This is a genomic window from Profundibacter sp. (genome assembly GCF_965277155.1).
In the GTDB taxonomy this organism is placed as follows: Bacteria; Pseudomonadota; Alphaproteobacteria; order Rhodobacterales; family Rhodobacteraceae; genus Profundibacter.
Genome location: NZ_CBDIBV010000013.1, coordinates 245,494 through 259,281 on the forward strand (window position 1 = coordinate 245,494; position 13,788 = coordinate 259,281).

A 13,788-nucleotide genomic window follows, 5' to 3' on the forward strand; every position below is an offset into this window, starting at 1 on the left:
TACCCATCTGTTGTGAAACCGCCAAGGCGCGGAATCAACCATAATCGCACAAACCTGTCAGGTTGCCCTGCCGGATCAGCCGCGCTATGCCAAAACAGAACGCCAAAGGACGAATAAAATGACAAAGACCCCGCAGATCGCATGGGATGACACCATCCTGCCGTTCCAACTGGACCGCGCCAATATCCGTGGCCGCGTTGCCCGTCTGGATGGGGTGCTGGAACAGGTGCTGTCGCAACATAACTACCCGCCGCAAATCGAAGCCCTGATTGCCGAGGTCGCCCTGCTGACCGCGCTGATTGGCCCGACGATAAAACTGCGCTGGAAACTGTCGATTCAGGTGCGCGGCGATGGCCCTGCGCGTATCCTTGCCGCCGATTATTACGCGCCGGAAAAAGAGGGCGCGCCCGCCCACATGCGTGCTTATGCCAGTTTTGATGCGGATCGTCTGGACGCGGAACAACCCGCATTTTCGCAAATCGGCAAAGGCTATTTTGCAATCCTGATTGATCAGGGCGAAGGCACTGAACCCTATCAGGGCGTCACGCCGCTGGACAAAAAATCACTTTCCGACTGCGCCGAAACCTATTTCGAGCAATCCGAGCAAATCCCGACCCGCTTTGAGCTGGCCTTTGGCCGCTCGCAAACCCCTGGCGAAGATGAACGCTGGCTGGCCGGTGGCATTATGCTGCAACATATGCCCAATGCCTCGCCTTTGATGGTGGGCGCCGATTACACGCCAACGTCGGGCGAGGATGATGCCGAAAACTGGGCCCGCACCAACATCCTGCTGGACACGGTCGAGGAGCTGGAGCTGATCGGCCCCTCTGTCGCCCCCACCGACCTGTTGTTGCGCCTGTTTCACGAGGAACAACCGCGCATTTTCGATCCGCTAAAGGTGGAATTCGGATGCACTTGTTCCCACGCCAAGGTCCGGCAAAGCCTTTCGATCTATTCGGCCAAGGACATCGCGCATATGACAACGGACGATGGCGTGGTAACCGCCGATTGCCAGTTCTGCGGCAAGCATTACGAGATGAACCCCAATACATTGGGGTTCGAGGCGACCGAGCCTGCCGATGATACCGAATGAAACCCGCACAAAAATAACCGCCGCGCTGGGCAGGTTGCATCAGGGGTCAAGTGATTTTGACCTGAACCCCGACGCGCAGCTTGACCCGATGCGCACACTTCGCCCCGCTGCCGTTCTGGTCGCGTTGCAACATGTGGGCGGGGAAATGCACGTTGTGCTGACCAAGCGCGCTTCGCATCTGAAACACCATGCGGGGCAGATTTCCTTTCCCGGTGGCAAGCAGGAAGAGGCGGACGACAGCCTTGAACAAACCGCCCTGCGCGAAGCTGAGGAGGAAATCGGCCTGCCACCGCAAAAAGTCGAAATTCTGGGCGCTATGCCGACCCATGAAACGGTGACCAATTTTACTGTTACCCCCATTTTGGGCCTGATTAGAGCCACATTTATCCCAACCCCCGACCATAACGAAGTGGCCGAGGTGTTCACCGCTCCCTTATCCCACGTTACCAATCCGACACGGTTTTCTGTTCAGGGCCGCCGCTGGCGCGGACAACGTCGCGCGTATTACACTGTGCCCTATGGCCCCTATTACATCTGGGGCGCCACCGCGCGGATACTGCGGGCATTGGCCGAAGGGATGAACCCATGACACAGATCACAGCCGACTGGATTACCGACCCGCACACGCAACAGGTTTGCGAAATGCTGACGGGGGCGGGGTATGAATGCTATTTCGTTGGCGGATGCGTGCGAAATGCGCTGCTGGATGTGCCGGTGAACGACATCGACATTTCCACCAACGCGCGGCCGGACCGTTTGATTGAGCTGGCCACGGCGGCGGGCTTGAAATCGGTGCCAACAGGAATTGATCATGGCACGGTGACGGTGGTTGCCGGTGGCACCCCGTATGAGATCACCACCTACCGCCGCGATGTCGAAACCGATGGCCGCCGTGCTGTGGTGGATTTTGCCGACAGCATCACCGACGATGCCCTGCGCCGTGATTTTACGATGAACGCGCTTTATGCTGATCAGGATGGCGTGGTGGTGGACCCGCTGAATGGCCTGCCCGATCTAGTGGCGCGGCGCGTGCGGTTTATCGAGGATGCGGATCGGCGGATCAAAGAAGACTATCTACGAATCTTGCGGTTTTTCCGGTTTCATGCGTGGTATGGTGATGTACATGCAGGGCTGGATGCAGAAGGATTGGCTGCATGTGCGGCGAATTTGGCAGGGTTAGAGACACTTTCTAAAGAACGCATCGGTTCCGAAGTCAAGAAGCTACTGGCCGCAGCCGATCCGGCACCCAGTACGGCGTCGATGGGGGCAAGCGGAGTTCTGAACACCATTTTGCCGGGGGCGGATGCGAAATATCTGCCGGTTCTGGTGCATCTGGAACAGCAAACCGGCACTCCACCTGATCCAATCCGCCGATTGGCCGTGTTGGGTGGAGAGGATGTAAAAACCATGCTGCGACTGTCCAACGCCGAGGCAAAACAACTGGCACAATTGCGCAAGGGGATTGGCAGTTCACAAAACCCTGCCGTGCTGGGCTATTATTTGGGGGCCGATATGGCGCGGGACGTTATCCTGTTGCGCGCGGTCCTGATGGAAGCCCCGCTGGATGAAACCGCGTTTGAACAGGCCAAAACCGGTGCCACCGCGCAGTTCCCGATCAAGGCGGCTGATCTGATGCCGGCCTGTCAGGGTGCCGCGCTGGGCAAGAAACTAAAGGATCTGGAGCGTAAATGGGTTGCCTCGGGCTTTGCTTTAGGCAAAGAGCAGTTGCTGGGCATATCAAAGGACCAAAGCACATGAGTGTTACAATCACACGTCTGGGCCATCACGGCGACGGTATTGCCGAAGGGCCGATTTTTGCCCCCCGCACCCTGCCCGGCGAAGAGGTTGACGGCGAGATTGTCGAGGGTCGGATTGCGACACCGAAAATTGTCACCCCTTCGCCTGATCGCGTTGCAGCACCCTGTCGGCATTACAAAGCCTGCGGGGGTTGCGCGTTGCAACATGCCTCGGATGATTTTGTTGCCGAATGGAAACAGGATGTGGTGCGCACGGCATTGGCGGCACAGGATATTGCCGCTGAAATGCTGCCGGTTCACACATCCCCGCCCCGCGCCCGGCGCCGCGCGGTGTTTACCGGACGGCGCACGAAAAAGGACGCGCTGGTCGGGTTTCACGCGCGGGCGTCCGATGTGATAACTGAAATCCCCGATTGCCAGTTGTTGCACCCTGACCTGCTGGCCGCTGTTCCTGCCCTGCGGGCGCTGACGGTTTTCGGGGCCTCGCGCAAGGGCGAGGTGCGCTTTACCGTAACGCGCTCGGATGCCGGTGTGGATGTGTCCGTCGAAGGGGCAAAGCCGCTGGAAGGGCAGATGTTGATGACATTGGGCGCAATGGCGGGCGAACACGGGCTGGCGCGGTTGACGTGGAACGGCGAAATGATCGCCGAGATCAGGCCGCCCTATCAAACCTTTGGCAAGGCGCGGGTGAATCCGCCAGCCGGTGCGTTCTTGCAAGCCACGCAGGAGGGTGAAAATGCCCTGCTTTTTGCCGTGTTAGAGACTGTTTTGGGTGCAAAACACATTGCTGACCTGTTTTCGGGTTGTGGCACCTTTGCCCTGCCGATGGCCGAAAACGCCGAGGTCCGCGCAGTTGAGAGCGAAGCCGATATGCTAAAGTCACTGGATCAGGGTTGGCGGATGGCAACCGGCCTGAAACGTGTCACCACCGAGGCCCGAGATCTGTTTCGCCGCCCGTTGCTGCCGGACGAATTGAAACGCTATGACGCTGTGGTGATTGACCCGCCCCGTGCCGGTGCCGAATACCAGATGATGGAAATTGCCACCGCACAGGTGCCGGTTGTTTCGGCTGTTTCCTGCAATCCGGTTACCTTTGCCCGTGATGCAAAAATTCTGATGCAGGCGGGTTATAAAATGGGGCCAGTGACGGTGGTTGATCAATTCCGCTGGTCCACCCATGTCGAAATGGCTGCTGCTTTCACCTTAAAAAGACCTCTGCATGAGGCCATGGCTTTCGGTTGAAGCAAGATTTCGGCCGCCCACCTTGCGCCCCTGCGGGTCCGGCGGACAGACGGGTGGCGGGGTTTGGGGCTATGCGATTGCGGGGGTTTGCGGGTTGAGGGTGATCCTGTTTGCGGCCTTGAGCAGGTTTTGCGCGATGGCGGCCATGACCATCTGGGCATGCACCCTGGCGCGCCCGAAATATCTCGCCCGCTGCAGGCCGAAGAGGCGTTTCATCGTGCCGAAAGTCTGCTCGATGCGGAAGCGGCGTTTCGAAATCAGCCGGTTGAAGCGTTTCTCCGATTGCCGCAGGGGGCGGCCGCGCGCTGCCTTGCGCAGGATGCCGTCGCGGTATTTGCCGCGCAGCATCTGGCGGTTGGCCTTGCTCGCATAGGCCTTGTCGGCCAGCACCCGCTGCGCCTTTGCGCCCGCGATCATGGTGGCGAATTCGGGGCTTTCGGCGGCATTGGCGGGCGTGGTGTGCACCTTGTCGATAAAGCCCTCTTCGTCGCAGCGGGCAAAGCCCTTGTAGCCGAGCGTGCTCTTGCGGCCCTTCTTGACCCAGCGGGCATCAGGGTCGGCGCTGAAATGCAGCTGTGCCCCGTCGGGTGAGACCTCGGGCGGATCATCCGGCGTCCCTTCCCTTGCCCCGTCCTCTGCCCGGTCCTGCGGGGCGTCGATATGGGTGCGCGGGCGCGCCGCCGCCGCGATCAGGGTCGCATCAATGATCGCCGCCTCAGCCTCTTTCAGCTTCAGCCCATGCGCCTCGATCTGGCGGCAGACCTCGGCCAGCAGCTCATCGTAAACGCCACCCCGGACCAGCGCATTGCGGAACCGGCAGTGGGTCGTCTCATCCGGCACCGACGCGTGCAGATCGAGCCCGCAGAACAGCATGAAATCCAGCCGCACCTTCAAGGCCCGCTCCAGCTTCGGGTCGCTCAGCCCGTGCCACTGGCCAACCAGAAGACACTTGAACAGAACAAGCGGATCATAGCCCTGAGGCCCGATCCCCGAGCGCCCCAGACCGCGCCGCAGGATCGGCAAAAACGAGTTCCAATCCATCAGCGCGTCGATCTTCGACAGAACGTCATCCGCGCCGATCCGTGCCGCCGCTTCGTGCAGGAAAAGGTCCATCTATTCACCCCAGAGATTTCCCGGCTAGCTTACCAAAACGGCCAACCCGGGGGAATCCCGATGTTATGCAGAGGTCTTTTAAAGTGACAAGAATCGGATGAAAATTTAGGTTTGCCGCGCGGCTGACTTGCTATATTGCTATCGAAAAATTCGAGCAAAGCAGGCAAAAATGCGTATTTTCAAAATTTTATTTCTAATTACAGTCGTGGCGACTTTGGGTGCCTGTGCATCAAAGTTTAAAACATATAATGGGCCTGAAGTTACCCGTGTGTTGATTTTCAAAGAACAGCGCAAACTATATTTGATGAACGGGGATAACTACTTGCGGGCATATGATATCGAGTTAGGCTTTGTACCTAGCGGCCATAAAGTTTTCGAAGGTGACGGGCGCACCCCGGAAGGTGAATACACAATTGACCGGCGCAACCCGAACAGCGCGTTCTATTTGTCGATTGGCATTTCCTACCCCAACGCAAAGGATCGTGCGGCGGCGCGGGCTTTGGGAAAATCCCCTGGCGGAGATATTTTCATCCACGGTGGCAGACGTGCTGGGGACCCGAAACGCCCCGACTGGACCGCCGGGTGCATTTCGGTTTCAAACAAACAGATGCGCGATATCTATGCGATGGTCAAAGACGGCACGCCAATTTCGATATTTCCATAAGGTTGCCGGCGGCAATTAACCACCAGTAACCATTGTCCACCAGATCTTGCCGTTTTTATCCTGATGCCAGGCGAACCCCATGTCCTTGGCGTTCGGGTCCAGAATAACGGCGCGAGTATCGGCTTTGGCCATCCATGCGCTTAGGGTTTCCAGCTCGGTTTCGTAAGTCTCCGATATGTTTTCCCCCAGCATCATGCCTGGATAACCACTGCGTTTGACCCGATCAAGCGGCGACGAGCCATCAGACCCAAAGTGCCATGGGCGGTTTTGCACCGACATATCGCGCGAATGTGTGGCGGCAGCGGCCGTCAGTTGCGCGTTTAGACTAACAGGAGGAACACCAGCAGCATCGCGCAAGGTATTAACCGCATCCACCATGCGAAGCTCGATCTTGGATTTGCTGCCGGCAGTAATCCTGTAAACGTGCGGCAAGGGTTTTCCGTCAGGGCCAAGTTTCGGGCCGGGTGTTTCGCATGCGGAAAGGGCAAACAGGGCCGTGAAGGCCAGAATTAACAGTCGGGACATAAATATAGCCATTTGTTGTTGATTGTTCAAACCGTCTGTATAGGGAACAGCGTTGCGGATCAAACGCACTTTACAGTGATCTGGCAAGTTAACGCTTGTTTGATTTGCGACTGCGACTTTATCGCCATATATAAGCCATGAAAACGCGAATTCTTTCGAGATGGAGTAGTAAATATGAGTACGAAATCAAACAACAAGCTGAATCGCCGCCTTTTTCTGGGCACTTCAGCTGCTGCGTTGGGTGCGCTTGCCACACCCGCGTTGGCGCAATCTGGATCAACCGAGATGGAATCGGCTATTTCTGGGTCCGTTACCCGGAATATTTCCAGCTTCCGTTCGTTGCAGTGGCAACCGTATTTTACAAACCTGAAAAAGGGCGCGATTCTGGTTGATACCACGTCGCGTGCACTGCATTTCTGGTCCGAGGATCAGTCAATATATAAATTGTACCCAACTAGCGTACCTATGACCGATGACCTGACCCGCCGCGGCAGAACCAGCATTATCAAAAAGGTGGTTGGCCCTGATTGGCGCCCGACCGCATCAATGCTGAAAAGAAATCCGGAATGGCCACATTACATTCCACCCGGGCCTCAAAATCCGCTGGGCACGCATGCGATGTATCTTAGCTGGCAATATTACCGCATCCACGGCACCCACGACACGCGCAAGATCGGGCGGCGGTCGTCTAATGGCTGTATCGGGTTGTATAACGAGGATATCGCCGAACTGTTCGGACTATGTCAGGTCGGCACCCAAGTGTTGCTTATTTAACCCAAGGGGCTGACCCAGATAACCTAAAAAGAGGTTATGATGGGAAGCATGAGAAAGAGTCGCCTGAGCCACTACAAGCAAGACCGTCTTACGGAGCATTTTGTTTCGGGATCGACAGCACGAACAGCAGCCAGTTTGTGTGGTGTAAACCGCAAGACCGCAGCGTTTTATTTTCTACGCCTGCGCGAGATAATCGCCTATGAGCTGGAGGCGGAAAGCCAAGCTATGTTCGGCGGAGAAATAGAAGTGGACGAAAGCTACTTTGGCGGCAAACGCAAAGGTAAACGCGGGCGTGGTGCGGCAGGTAAAATTCCCGTTTTTGGTATATTAAAAAGGGGTGGGAAGGTTTACACCAAGATCATCCCGGACGCCAAATCCGCCACTCTGATCCCGATCATAGAGCGCAAAGTCGTGCCGGATTCCATCGTCTATTCCGATTGTTGGCGCGGTTATAATGTGCTGGATGTGTCAGACTTCCACCACTTTCGCATCAACCATTCCAAGCTCTTTGCAGACCGTCACAACCACATCAATGGCATCGAGAATTTCTGGAACCAAGCCAAGCGCCACATGCGCCGATTTAACGGTGTCCCCAAGGCCCAATTTGGGCTATATTTGAAGGAATGCGAGTGGCGTTTCAACAACAGTGACCCTTCAGCTCAGTTATTGCAGCTAAGACAATGGGTTAAGCGTTACTTGAAGTAGTTATCTGGGTCAGCCCCTAACCCAATTATCAGGTTTGGAATCAGGGTAATAACCCATGGACTTGCATTCTTGTAAATTCAGGCGTTTAGGCCCCGCACGAGTTATAATCTTGGGCGCATTCCGGTGCATATTCTGTGTGCCAGAATGCTAAGACAAGTAAAAGACCTCTGCATGAGGCCATGGCTTTCGGTTGAAGCAAGATTTCGGCCGCCCACCTTGCGCCCCTGCGGGTCCGGCGGACAGACGGGTGGCGGGGTTTGGGGCTATGCGATTGCGGGGGTTTGCGGGTTGAGGGTGATCCTGTTTGCGGCCTTGAGCAGGTTTTGCGCGATGGCGGCCATGACCATCTGGGCATGCACCCTGGCGCGCCCGAAATATCTCGCCCGCTGCAGGCCGAAGAGGCGTTTCATCGTGCCGAAAGTCTGCTCGATGCGGAAGCGGCGTTTCGAAATCAGCCGGTTGAAGCGTTTCTCCGATTGCCGCAGGGGGCGGCCGCGCGCTGCCTTGCGCAGGATGCCGTCGCGGTATTTGCCGCGCAGCATCTGGCGGTTGGCCTTGCTCGCATAGGCCTTGTCGGCCAGCACCCGCTGCGCCTTTGCGCCCGCGATCATGGTGGCGAATTCGGGGCTTTCGGCGGCATTGGCGGGCGTGGTGTGCACCTTGTCGATAAAGCCCTCTTCGTCGCAGCGGGCAAAGCCCTTGTAGCCGAGCGTGCTCTTGCGGCCCTTCTTGACCCAGCGGGCATCAGGGTCGGCGCTGAAATGCAGCTGTGCCCCGTCGGGTGAGACCTCGGGCGGATCATCCGGCGTCCCTTCCCTTGCCCCGTCCTCTGCCCGGTCCTGCGGGGCGTCGATATGGGTGCGCGGGCGCGCCGCCGCCGCGATCAGGGTCGCATCAATGATCGCCGCCTCAGCCTCTTTCAGCTTCAGCCCATGCGCCTCGATCTGGCGGCAGACCTCGGCCAGCAGCTCATCGTAAACGCCACCCCGGACCAGCGCATTGCGGAACCGGCAGTGGGTCGTCTCATCCGGCACCGACGCGTGCAGATCGAGCCCGCAGAACAGCATGAAATCCAGCCGCACCTTCAAGGCCCGCTCCAGCTTCGGGTCGCTCAGCCCGTGCCACTGGCCAACCAGAAGACACTTGAACAGAACCAGCGGATCATAGCCCTGAGGCCCGATCCCCGAGCGCCCCAGACCGCGCCGCAGGATCGGCAAAAACGAGTTCCAATCCATCAGCGCGTCGATCTTCGACAGAACGTCATCCGCGCCGATCCGTGCCGCCGCTTCGTGCAGGAAAAGGTCCATCTATTCACCCCAGAGATTTCCCGGCTAGCTTACCAAAACGGCCAACCCGGGGGAATCCCGATGTTATGCAGAGGTCTTAGTAAGGAAATACACAATGAAAAAGATCACACTTGCTGCCGCACTGGCGGTCGCCGCTACAACAGCAACTGCTGGCAACCTTCAGCCGCCAGTAATGGAAGAAACTGTTGTTGTCGAAGAAACCACCGCATCTTCGGGCGGTATCGTTGTTCCGCTGATGATCCTACTGATGGCTGCTGCTGTTGCAAGCAACTAAGTAGAGCACCGAATTCTATTGGAAAGGCGGCGGGATTTCCCACCGCCTTTTTTCATGCGCTATTCCAGCCAGCCTGCCAGGTTATCCTGCACCAGCTTGGCCAATACCGCGATGTGGGCATAATCATCATTCAGGCAGGGAATATAGGTAAACACCTCGCCGCCAGCCTCTTTGAAACTATCACCGATTTCCTCGTTGATTTCTTCCAGCGTTTCGATGCAATCAGCTGAAAAGGCTGGTGCGATTACAGCGATATTTTTCTTGCCCGCTTTGGCCAGCCGCGCCACTTCTTCTACCGTATAGGGCTGCAACCATTCCTCAGGTCCGAATTGTGACTGGAAAGTCGTGACCATTTCGGTTTGATCCCATCCCAGCCGTTCCAACAACAGTTTCGAGGTCAGCTCGCAATCCTTCAGATAAGGATCGCCTTCTTCGATATACCGTTTTGGCATACCGTGATAGGATACCACCAGCAGATCGGGCCGTTTGTCCATTTTCGCATAGGCCGTTTCCACCGATTGCGCCAAGGCGTCGATATACATCGGATCACCGCAATAGGCCGGAACCAGCCGCGCCTGTGGCTGTGGTTTCGCGGCGCTCATGGCCTGAAAAAAGGCGTCATTGGCGGTGGCGGTGGTGGCACCTGCGTGTTGCGGGTAAAGCGGGAAAAACAGAATGCGATCACAGCCTGCGTCTTGCAATGCCTGCACCTTGGATTTGGTTGACGGGTTGCCGTAGCGCATACAGAAATCCACCACCACATCATCGCCATACCGCTGTGTTAGAGCCGCTTTCAGCTTGCCAACCTGCGCTTTGGTGATGGTCATCAGCGGGCTTTCTCCGGCCTCGTGATTCCAGATGGATTGATACGCTTTTCCCGATGAAAAAGGGCGTTTGGACAGGATGATCAGTTGCAACAGTGGTTGCCATTTCCATGCCGGATAATCGATCACCCGCTTATCCGACAGAAATTCGCTTAGGTACCGGCGCATGGACCAGTAGTCATACCCGTCCGGCGTGCCAAGGTTGGCAATCAGAACGCCCACTTTGTTTGTCTTGGTCATTGCTGTTTCCTGTTCATTGGTCCCACCGGCTTAGCGGTTCTGCCGTGTTTATCAAATGCGCCCCTTTGGCGCGGAGTCCGGTAGAGGTGTTTCATCCGTATTCAACGCATCCGCCAGCCGCGCGGTGGCTGAACCGGGGCGAAGGGGTTTTGGCTGGCTTTCATCCGGTGCCCAGCCCGTCAGATAGATCATTTCAAAGGTCGCTTTGACGCGCCCCTCGTCCAGTGCGAAATTGCCTGCGTATATTTGGGCAGCCTTGGCAAATAGATCATGCGGCGCGAAAACTTTGCGGCGCTGGGCCAATGCGTTGCATTCGCCCATTTTGCGCAGATCCCGCAGCAGGGCGAACATATTGCCATAGCTGACCGTGCGCAGATCGGTATCGGCCACCGGCAGGGCAAAACCGGCCCGTTGCAATAACGCCCCCAGCTCGCGAATTTCGCCCATCGGTAACACGCGCGGCGACAGGCCACCGGTCAGCGCCACTTCGGCCTCGGCCAGCGCCACGCGCAGTTCGGTCAGGGTTTCCCCGCCAAAACAGGCCCCCAGAAACAACCCGTCGGGTTTTAACGCCCGCTGGCATTGGATCAGCTGGCCAACCGGATCATTCGCCCAATGCAGCGCCATTGCGTGAATCACCAGATCATGTGCGCCCTTTTCCAGCGCCAGAACCTCGTCATCCGGCAGAATCAGGGCATTTTCGGCAAATTCTTCCCAAATTTTCGGAAAAGGCGTGACAATTGCGATCGATGTAAACGTCCTGTTAACCTGTTCCAGTCTTTCCTTGATTTCGAACAATGCCTCTTGTTGCAGGAACATCGCGGAACCTGTGGCACGCGCCCGAAACCGCAATAATGCGGCGCGGTCGGTTAGCGGCGGGGGCTTTTGCATGTGGCATATCCTTTGGATTTGCCGCGCAATGTATGAGGACTGACAGGAAATGCAATCGGCACTTCAACTGATCTACCCGTCGCAATGTATATCCTGCCGCGATCTGGTCGAAGGGGATGATGCGCTGTGTGGTCCCTGCTGGCGGGATACACCGTTCATTGGCGGGCTGGTTTGCGATAAATGCGGCACACCGCTGCCGGGCGAAGATACGGGCAGCGAAATTCTGTGCGATGACTGTATGACAATCGCGCGGCCTTGGGCGCGGGGGCGTTCGGCGCTGTTGTATAAGGATAACGGGCGCAAACTGGTGCTGGCGTTGAAACATGGTGACCGGCTGGATCTGGCCAACCCTGCCGCAACATGGCTGGCGCAGGTGGTTGCGCCGCTTTTGCAACCCGAAATGCTGATTGCACCGGTGCCCTTGCACTGGATGCGCCTTCTGAAACGCCGCTATAACCAGTCCGCACTGCTGGCGCTGGCTTTGGCAAAACAATTGCGGCTGGCCGATTGCCCCGACCTGCTGACTCGCAAAAAACGTACACGGTCGCTGGATGGTCTGGGGCGCGATGCCCGTTTTCAAATGCTGGCCGACACCATCGGGGTTAACCCCAAACGCCGCCACCGTCTGGTTGGCCGGTCCATCCTGCTGGTGGATGATGTGATGACCTCCGGTGCCACATTGGCCGCCTGCACCGAGGCCTGTTTGGCAGCCGGCGCCAAAGATGTTTACACCGTGACACTGGCGCGCGTTGCGAAGGATGTATAAATCCCTATAGTTCGGCAAAACTATAGGAACAGGACTATGCAGACAGTAGAAATCTATACATCACCCTTTTGCGGGTTTTGCACCGCTGCCAAACGGCTGCTGAAAAGCAAAGGTGTGGAATTTACCGAATATAACGTCGGGATGAGTCCGGCCAAACGTCAGGAAATGATGTCGCGGGCCAATGGCGGCCACACGGTGCCGCAGATTTTCATTGGTGATAAACATGTTGGCGGTTGTGACGAATTGCACGCGCTGGAACGCGCAGGCAAGCTTGACGCGATGTTGGCGGGGTAAGGTATGAAAGCGGCCTTGATCCAGCTGAATTCGTCTGATCTGCCATCGGAAAATATTCCGGTGGTGGTCGAATTCATGCGGCAGGCCGCAAGCGCGGGCGCGCAGTTTTTGTTAACGCCCGAGGTGACGAACTGTGTCTCCGACAGCCGCGCACATCAACAAGAGGTGCTGAGCCTTGATGCGGATGACCCGACCCTTGCCGCGCTGCGGGCCGAGGCCGGGGCGCTGGGCGTCTGGCTGCTGATCGGATCGCTGGGGCTGAAAACCGGTGATGCGGACGGGCGGTTTGCCAACCGGTCGTTTATGATTTCGCCCAAGGGTGACATCGTGGCGCGCTATGACAAAATCCACATGTTCGATGTCGAGATCAGCAAAACCGAAACCTATCGTGAATCCGATGGCTACCGGCCCGGCGACTGTGCGGTGATTGCCAATACGGATTTCGGCGCAGTGGGGATGACCATCTGCTATGATGTTCGCTTCCCGCATCTGCACCGCACGCTGGCGCAGAACGGGGCCAAAATTCTGACTGGTCCTGCCGCTTTTTCGCCGGTGTCGGGCAAGGCCCATTGGGAAACTCTGCTGCGGGCGCGTGCGATTGAAACCGGCTGCTATGTTTTCGCACCCGCCCAATGCGGCACGCATCCCGTCACCACGGGCCGTGCCCGCAGCACCTATGGTCATTCGCTGGCTGTGTCACCATGGGGTGAGGTTCTGGCGGATGGCGGTGAAAAAGCGGGTCTAACACTGGTCGATTTTGATCTGGCCGAGGTTGACGCGGCGCGGCGCAAAATCCCGTCACTGTCTCATGACCGCGCCTTCAGGGGGCCGCAATGAGCGATACAAACGATCCCCTTGCCGTTGCCCTATTTAGCGAGATTTTCATGGCCGACCAACTGGCCCGCAACCGTCTGTCCAAAGCGTTGCCCAAGGGGATGGAGCTGTCGCATTTTTCGGTGTTGAACCATCTGGCGAATGTGAACGCTGAACGATCCCCCGCGCAACTGGCCAAGGCGTTTCACGTCACCCGTGGTGCGATGACCAACACGCTGAACAAACTGGAATGGGCCGGCCATATCCACATCCGCCCCGACTGGGACGATGCGCGGCGCAAACATGTGACCATCAGCCCTTCTGGCCGTGTGGCGCGCGAAGTGGCGCTGAATGCGATCACGCCAATCATCGCCAAGGTGGTCGAGAAAATCGGCCCGGAAAAGGTGCGCGGCGCCCTGCCGGTGTTGCGCGAATTACGCGATCAGCTGGATCGGGGGGAGTAGAAAGTTTTTGGACTGCGCCCAAGTTACACTGTATAGCATGAG

Annotated in this window: 17 protein-coding genes; 12 read left to right on the plus strand and 5 right to left on the minus strand. The window is 57.4% G+C overall.

Annotation, left to right across the window (positions count from 1 at the left end; genetic code table 11):
- Positions 1-118: 118 nt before the first annotated feature.
- The 4 genes from ACQY4M_RS16415 to ACQY4M_RS16430 are packed head-to-tail and all read left to right on the plus strand — an operon-like array spanning position 119 to position 4,092.
- Entirely contained in the window at positions 119-1,093 is a 975-nt protein-coding gene (locus ACQY4M_RS16415; RefSeq protein ID WP_428546314.1) for an Hsp33 family molecular chaperone HslO, read from the plus strand.
- Positions 1,080-1,682, plus strand: coding sequence for a CoA pyrophosphatase (locus ACQY4M_RS16420; protein WP_428546317.1), 603 nt, complete (start codon positions 1,080-1,082; stop codon positions 1,680-1,682). The genes ACQY4M_RS16415 and ACQY4M_RS16420 overlap by 14 nt, the downstream gene beginning before the upstream one ends.
- Positions 1,679-2,851: a CCA tRNA nucleotidyltransferase gene (locus tag ACQY4M_RS16425; RefSeq protein ID WP_428546320.1), complete on the plus strand. Its 1,173-nt coding sequence runs from the start codon at positions 1,679-1,681 to the stop codon at positions 2,849-2,851. The genes ACQY4M_RS16420 and ACQY4M_RS16425 overlap by 4 nt, the downstream gene beginning before the upstream one ends.
- Positions 2,848-4,092 (plus strand): class I SAM-dependent RNA methyltransferase, encoded by a 1,245-nt coding sequence (locus tag ACQY4M_RS16430; RefSeq protein WP_428546323.1) that lies wholly within the window; start codon positions 2,848-2,850, stop codon positions 4,090-4,092. The genes ACQY4M_RS16425 and ACQY4M_RS16430 overlap by 4 nt, the downstream gene beginning before the upstream one ends.
- A gap of 69 nt (positions 4,093-4,161) precedes the next feature.
- On the opposite strand, the gene ACQY4M_RS16435 is transcribed toward ACQY4M_RS16430, so the two are convergent.
- Positions 4,162-5,205, minus strand: coding sequence for an IS5 family transposase (locus tag ACQY4M_RS16435; protein ID WP_428539221.1), 1,044 nt, complete (start codon positions 5,203-5,205; stop codon positions 4,162-4,164).
- A 169-nt stretch (positions 5,206-5,374) separates the two neighbouring features.
- Between ACQY4M_RS16435 and ACQY4M_RS16440 the strand changes: the two genes are divergently transcribed.
- The gene (locus ACQY4M_RS16440; RefSeq protein ID WP_428546326.1) at positions 5,375-5,869 is read left to right on the plus strand and encodes a L,D-transpeptidase family protein; all 495 of its coding nucleotides are present in this window, start codon (positions 5,375-5,377) and stop codon (positions 5,867-5,869) included.
- A 15-nt stretch (positions 5,870-5,884) separates the two neighbouring features.
- Here ACQY4M_RS16440 and ACQY4M_RS16445 read toward each other — a convergent pair whose 3' ends face one another.
- Positions 5,885-6,394: a CAP domain-containing protein gene (locus tag ACQY4M_RS16445; protein WP_428548225.1), complete on the minus strand. Its 510-nt coding sequence runs from the start codon at positions 6,392-6,394 to the stop codon at positions 5,885-5,887.
- A gap of 174 nt (positions 6,395-6,568) precedes the next feature.
- Here ACQY4M_RS16445 and ACQY4M_RS16450 point away from each other — a divergent pair, with 174 nt between their 5' ends.
- Together ACQY4M_RS16450 and ACQY4M_RS16455 are read left to right on the plus strand one after the other, a co-directional pair.
- On the plus strand, positions 6,569-7,168 hold the full coding sequence (locus ACQY4M_RS16450) for a L,D-transpeptidase family protein (RefSeq protein ID WP_428546329.1): 600 nt from the start codon (positions 6,569-6,571) through the stop codon (positions 7,166-7,168).
- A 48-nt stretch (positions 7,169-7,216) separates the two neighbouring features.
- Complete coding sequence (locus tag ACQY4M_RS16455) at positions 7,217-7,873, plus strand: IS1595 family transposase (RefSeq protein WP_428539609.1); 657 nt, start codon at positions 7,217-7,219, stop codon at positions 7,871-7,873.
- A 263-nt stretch (positions 7,874-8,136) separates the two neighbouring features.
- On the opposite strand, the gene ACQY4M_RS16460 is transcribed toward ACQY4M_RS16455, so the two are convergent.
- Positions 8,137-9,180: an IS5 family transposase gene (locus ACQY4M_RS16460; protein ID WP_428539221.1), complete on the minus strand. Its 1,044-nt coding sequence runs from the start codon at positions 9,178-9,180 to the stop codon at positions 8,137-8,139.
- A gap of 94 nt (positions 9,181-9,274) precedes the next feature.
- On the opposite strand from ACQY4M_RS16460, the gene ACQY4M_RS16465 reads away from it, so the two are divergent.
- Positions 9,275-9,454 carry a hypothetical protein gene (locus ACQY4M_RS16465; RefSeq protein ID WP_428546332.1) on the plus strand — a complete coding sequence of 60 codons (180 nt, stop codon included), beginning with the start codon at positions 9,275-9,277 and terminating at the stop codon, positions 9,452-9,454.
- Positions 9,455-9,513: 59 nt separating this feature from the next.
- Here ACQY4M_RS16465 and hemH read toward each other — a convergent pair whose 3' ends face one another.
- Together hemH and ACQY4M_RS16475 are read right to left on the minus strand one after the other, a co-directional pair.
- Positions 9,514-10,518, minus strand: coding sequence for a ferrochelatase (hemH, locus tag ACQY4M_RS16470; protein WP_428546335.1), 1,005 nt, complete (start codon positions 10,516-10,518; stop codon positions 9,514-9,516).
- Between the two features lie 51 nt (positions 10,519-10,569).
- The gene (locus ACQY4M_RS16475; RefSeq protein ID WP_428546338.1) at positions 10,570-11,409 is read right to left on the minus strand and encodes a methyltransferase domain-containing protein; all 840 of its coding nucleotides are present in this window, start codon (positions 11,407-11,409) and stop codon (positions 10,570-10,572) included.
- 49 nt (positions 11,410-11,458) lie between these two features.
- Between ACQY4M_RS16475 and ACQY4M_RS16480 the strand changes: the two genes are divergently transcribed.
- The 4 genes from ACQY4M_RS16480 to ACQY4M_RS16495 are packed head-to-tail and all read left to right on the plus strand — an operon-like array spanning position 11,459 to position 13,746.
- A complete protein-coding gene (locus ACQY4M_RS16480; protein WP_428546341.1) occupies positions 11,459-12,175 on the plus strand; it encodes a ComF family protein in 717 nt (238 codons plus the stop codon).
- Between the two features lie 36 nt (positions 12,176-12,211).
- Entirely contained in the window at positions 12,212-12,469 is a 258-nt protein-coding gene (gene grxC / locus ACQY4M_RS16485; RefSeq protein WP_428546344.1) for a glutaredoxin 3, read from the plus strand.
- A gap of 3 nt (positions 12,470-12,472) precedes the next feature.
- The gene (locus tag ACQY4M_RS16490) at positions 12,473-13,306 is read left to right on the plus strand and encodes a carbon-nitrogen hydrolase family protein (RefSeq protein ID WP_428546347.1); all 834 of its coding nucleotides are present in this window, start codon (positions 12,473-12,475) and stop codon (positions 13,304-13,306) included.
- Positions 13,303-13,746, plus strand: a complete 444-nt coding sequence (locus ACQY4M_RS16495) for a MarR family winged helix-turn-helix transcriptional regulator (RefSeq protein WP_428546350.1) — start codon at positions 13,303-13,305, stop codon at positions 13,744-13,746. Before ACQY4M_RS16490 ends, ACQY4M_RS16495 begins: the two co-directional genes overlap by 4 nt.
- The last annotated feature ends 42 nt before the right edge of the window (positions 13,747-13,788 follow it).

Bases quoted from the DNA above. Each gene is read 5' to 3' on its own strand.
- ACQY4M_RS16415 (WP_428546314.1), top strand. From the start codon at position 119: ATGACAAAGACCCCGCAGATCGCATGGGATGACACCATCCTGCCGTTC.
- ACQY4M_RS16420 (WP_428546317.1), top strand. From the start codon at position 1,080: ATGATACCGAATGAAACCCGCACAAAAATAACCGCCGCGCTGGGCAGG.
- ACQY4M_RS16425 (WP_428546320.1), top strand. From the start codon at position 1,679: ATGACACAGATCACAGCCGACTGGATTACCGACCCGCACACGCAACAG.
- ACQY4M_RS16430 (WP_428546323.1), top strand. From the start codon at position 2,848: ATGAGTGTTACAATCACACGTCTGGGCCATCACGGCGACGGTATTGCC.
- ACQY4M_RS16435 (WP_428539221.1), bottom strand. From the start codon at position 5,205: ATGGACCTTTTCCTGCACGAAGCGGCGGCACGGATCGGCGCGGATGAC.
- ACQY4M_RS16440 (WP_428546326.1), top strand. From the start codon at position 5,375: ATGCGTATTTTCAAAATTTTATTTCTAATTACAGTCGTGGCGACTTTG.
- ACQY4M_RS16445 (WP_428548225.1), bottom strand. From the start codon at position 6,394: ATGTCCCGACTGTTAATTCTGGCCTTCACGGCCCTGTTTGCCCTTTCC.
- ACQY4M_RS16450 (WP_428546329.1), top strand. From the start codon at position 6,569: ATGAGTACGAAATCAAACAACAAGCTGAATCGCCGCCTTTTTCTGGGC.
- ACQY4M_RS16455 (WP_428539609.1), top strand. From the start codon at position 7,217: ATGAGAAAGAGTCGCCTGAGCCACTACAAGCAAGACCGTCTTACGGAG.
- ACQY4M_RS16460 (WP_428539221.1), bottom strand. From the start codon at position 9,180: ATGGACCTTTTCCTGCACGAAGCGGCGGCACGGATCGGCGCGGATGAC.
- ACQY4M_RS16465 (WP_428546332.1), top strand. From the start codon at position 9,275: ATGAAAAAGATCACACTTGCTGCCGCACTGGCGGTCGCCGCTACAACA.
- hemH (WP_428546335.1), bottom strand. From the start codon at position 10,518: ATGACCAAGACAAACAAAGTGGGCGTTCTGATTGCCAACCTTGGCACG.
- ACQY4M_RS16475 (WP_428546338.1), bottom strand. From the start codon at position 11,409: ATGCAAAAGCCCCCGCCGCTAACCGACCGCGCCGCATTATTGCGGTTT.
- ACQY4M_RS16480 (WP_428546341.1), top strand. From the start codon at position 11,459: ATGCAATCGGCACTTCAACTGATCTACCCGTCGCAATGTATATCCTGC.
- grxC (WP_428546344.1), top strand. From the start codon at position 12,212: ATGCAGACAGTAGAAATCTATACATCACCCTTTTGCGGGTTTTGCACC.
- ACQY4M_RS16490 (WP_428546347.1), top strand. From the start codon at position 12,473: ATGAAAGCGGCCTTGATCCAGCTGAATTCGTCTGATCTGCCATCGGAA.
- ACQY4M_RS16495 (WP_428546350.1), top strand. From the start codon at position 13,303: ATGAGCGATACAAACGATCCCCTTGCCGTTGCCCTATTTAGCGAGATT.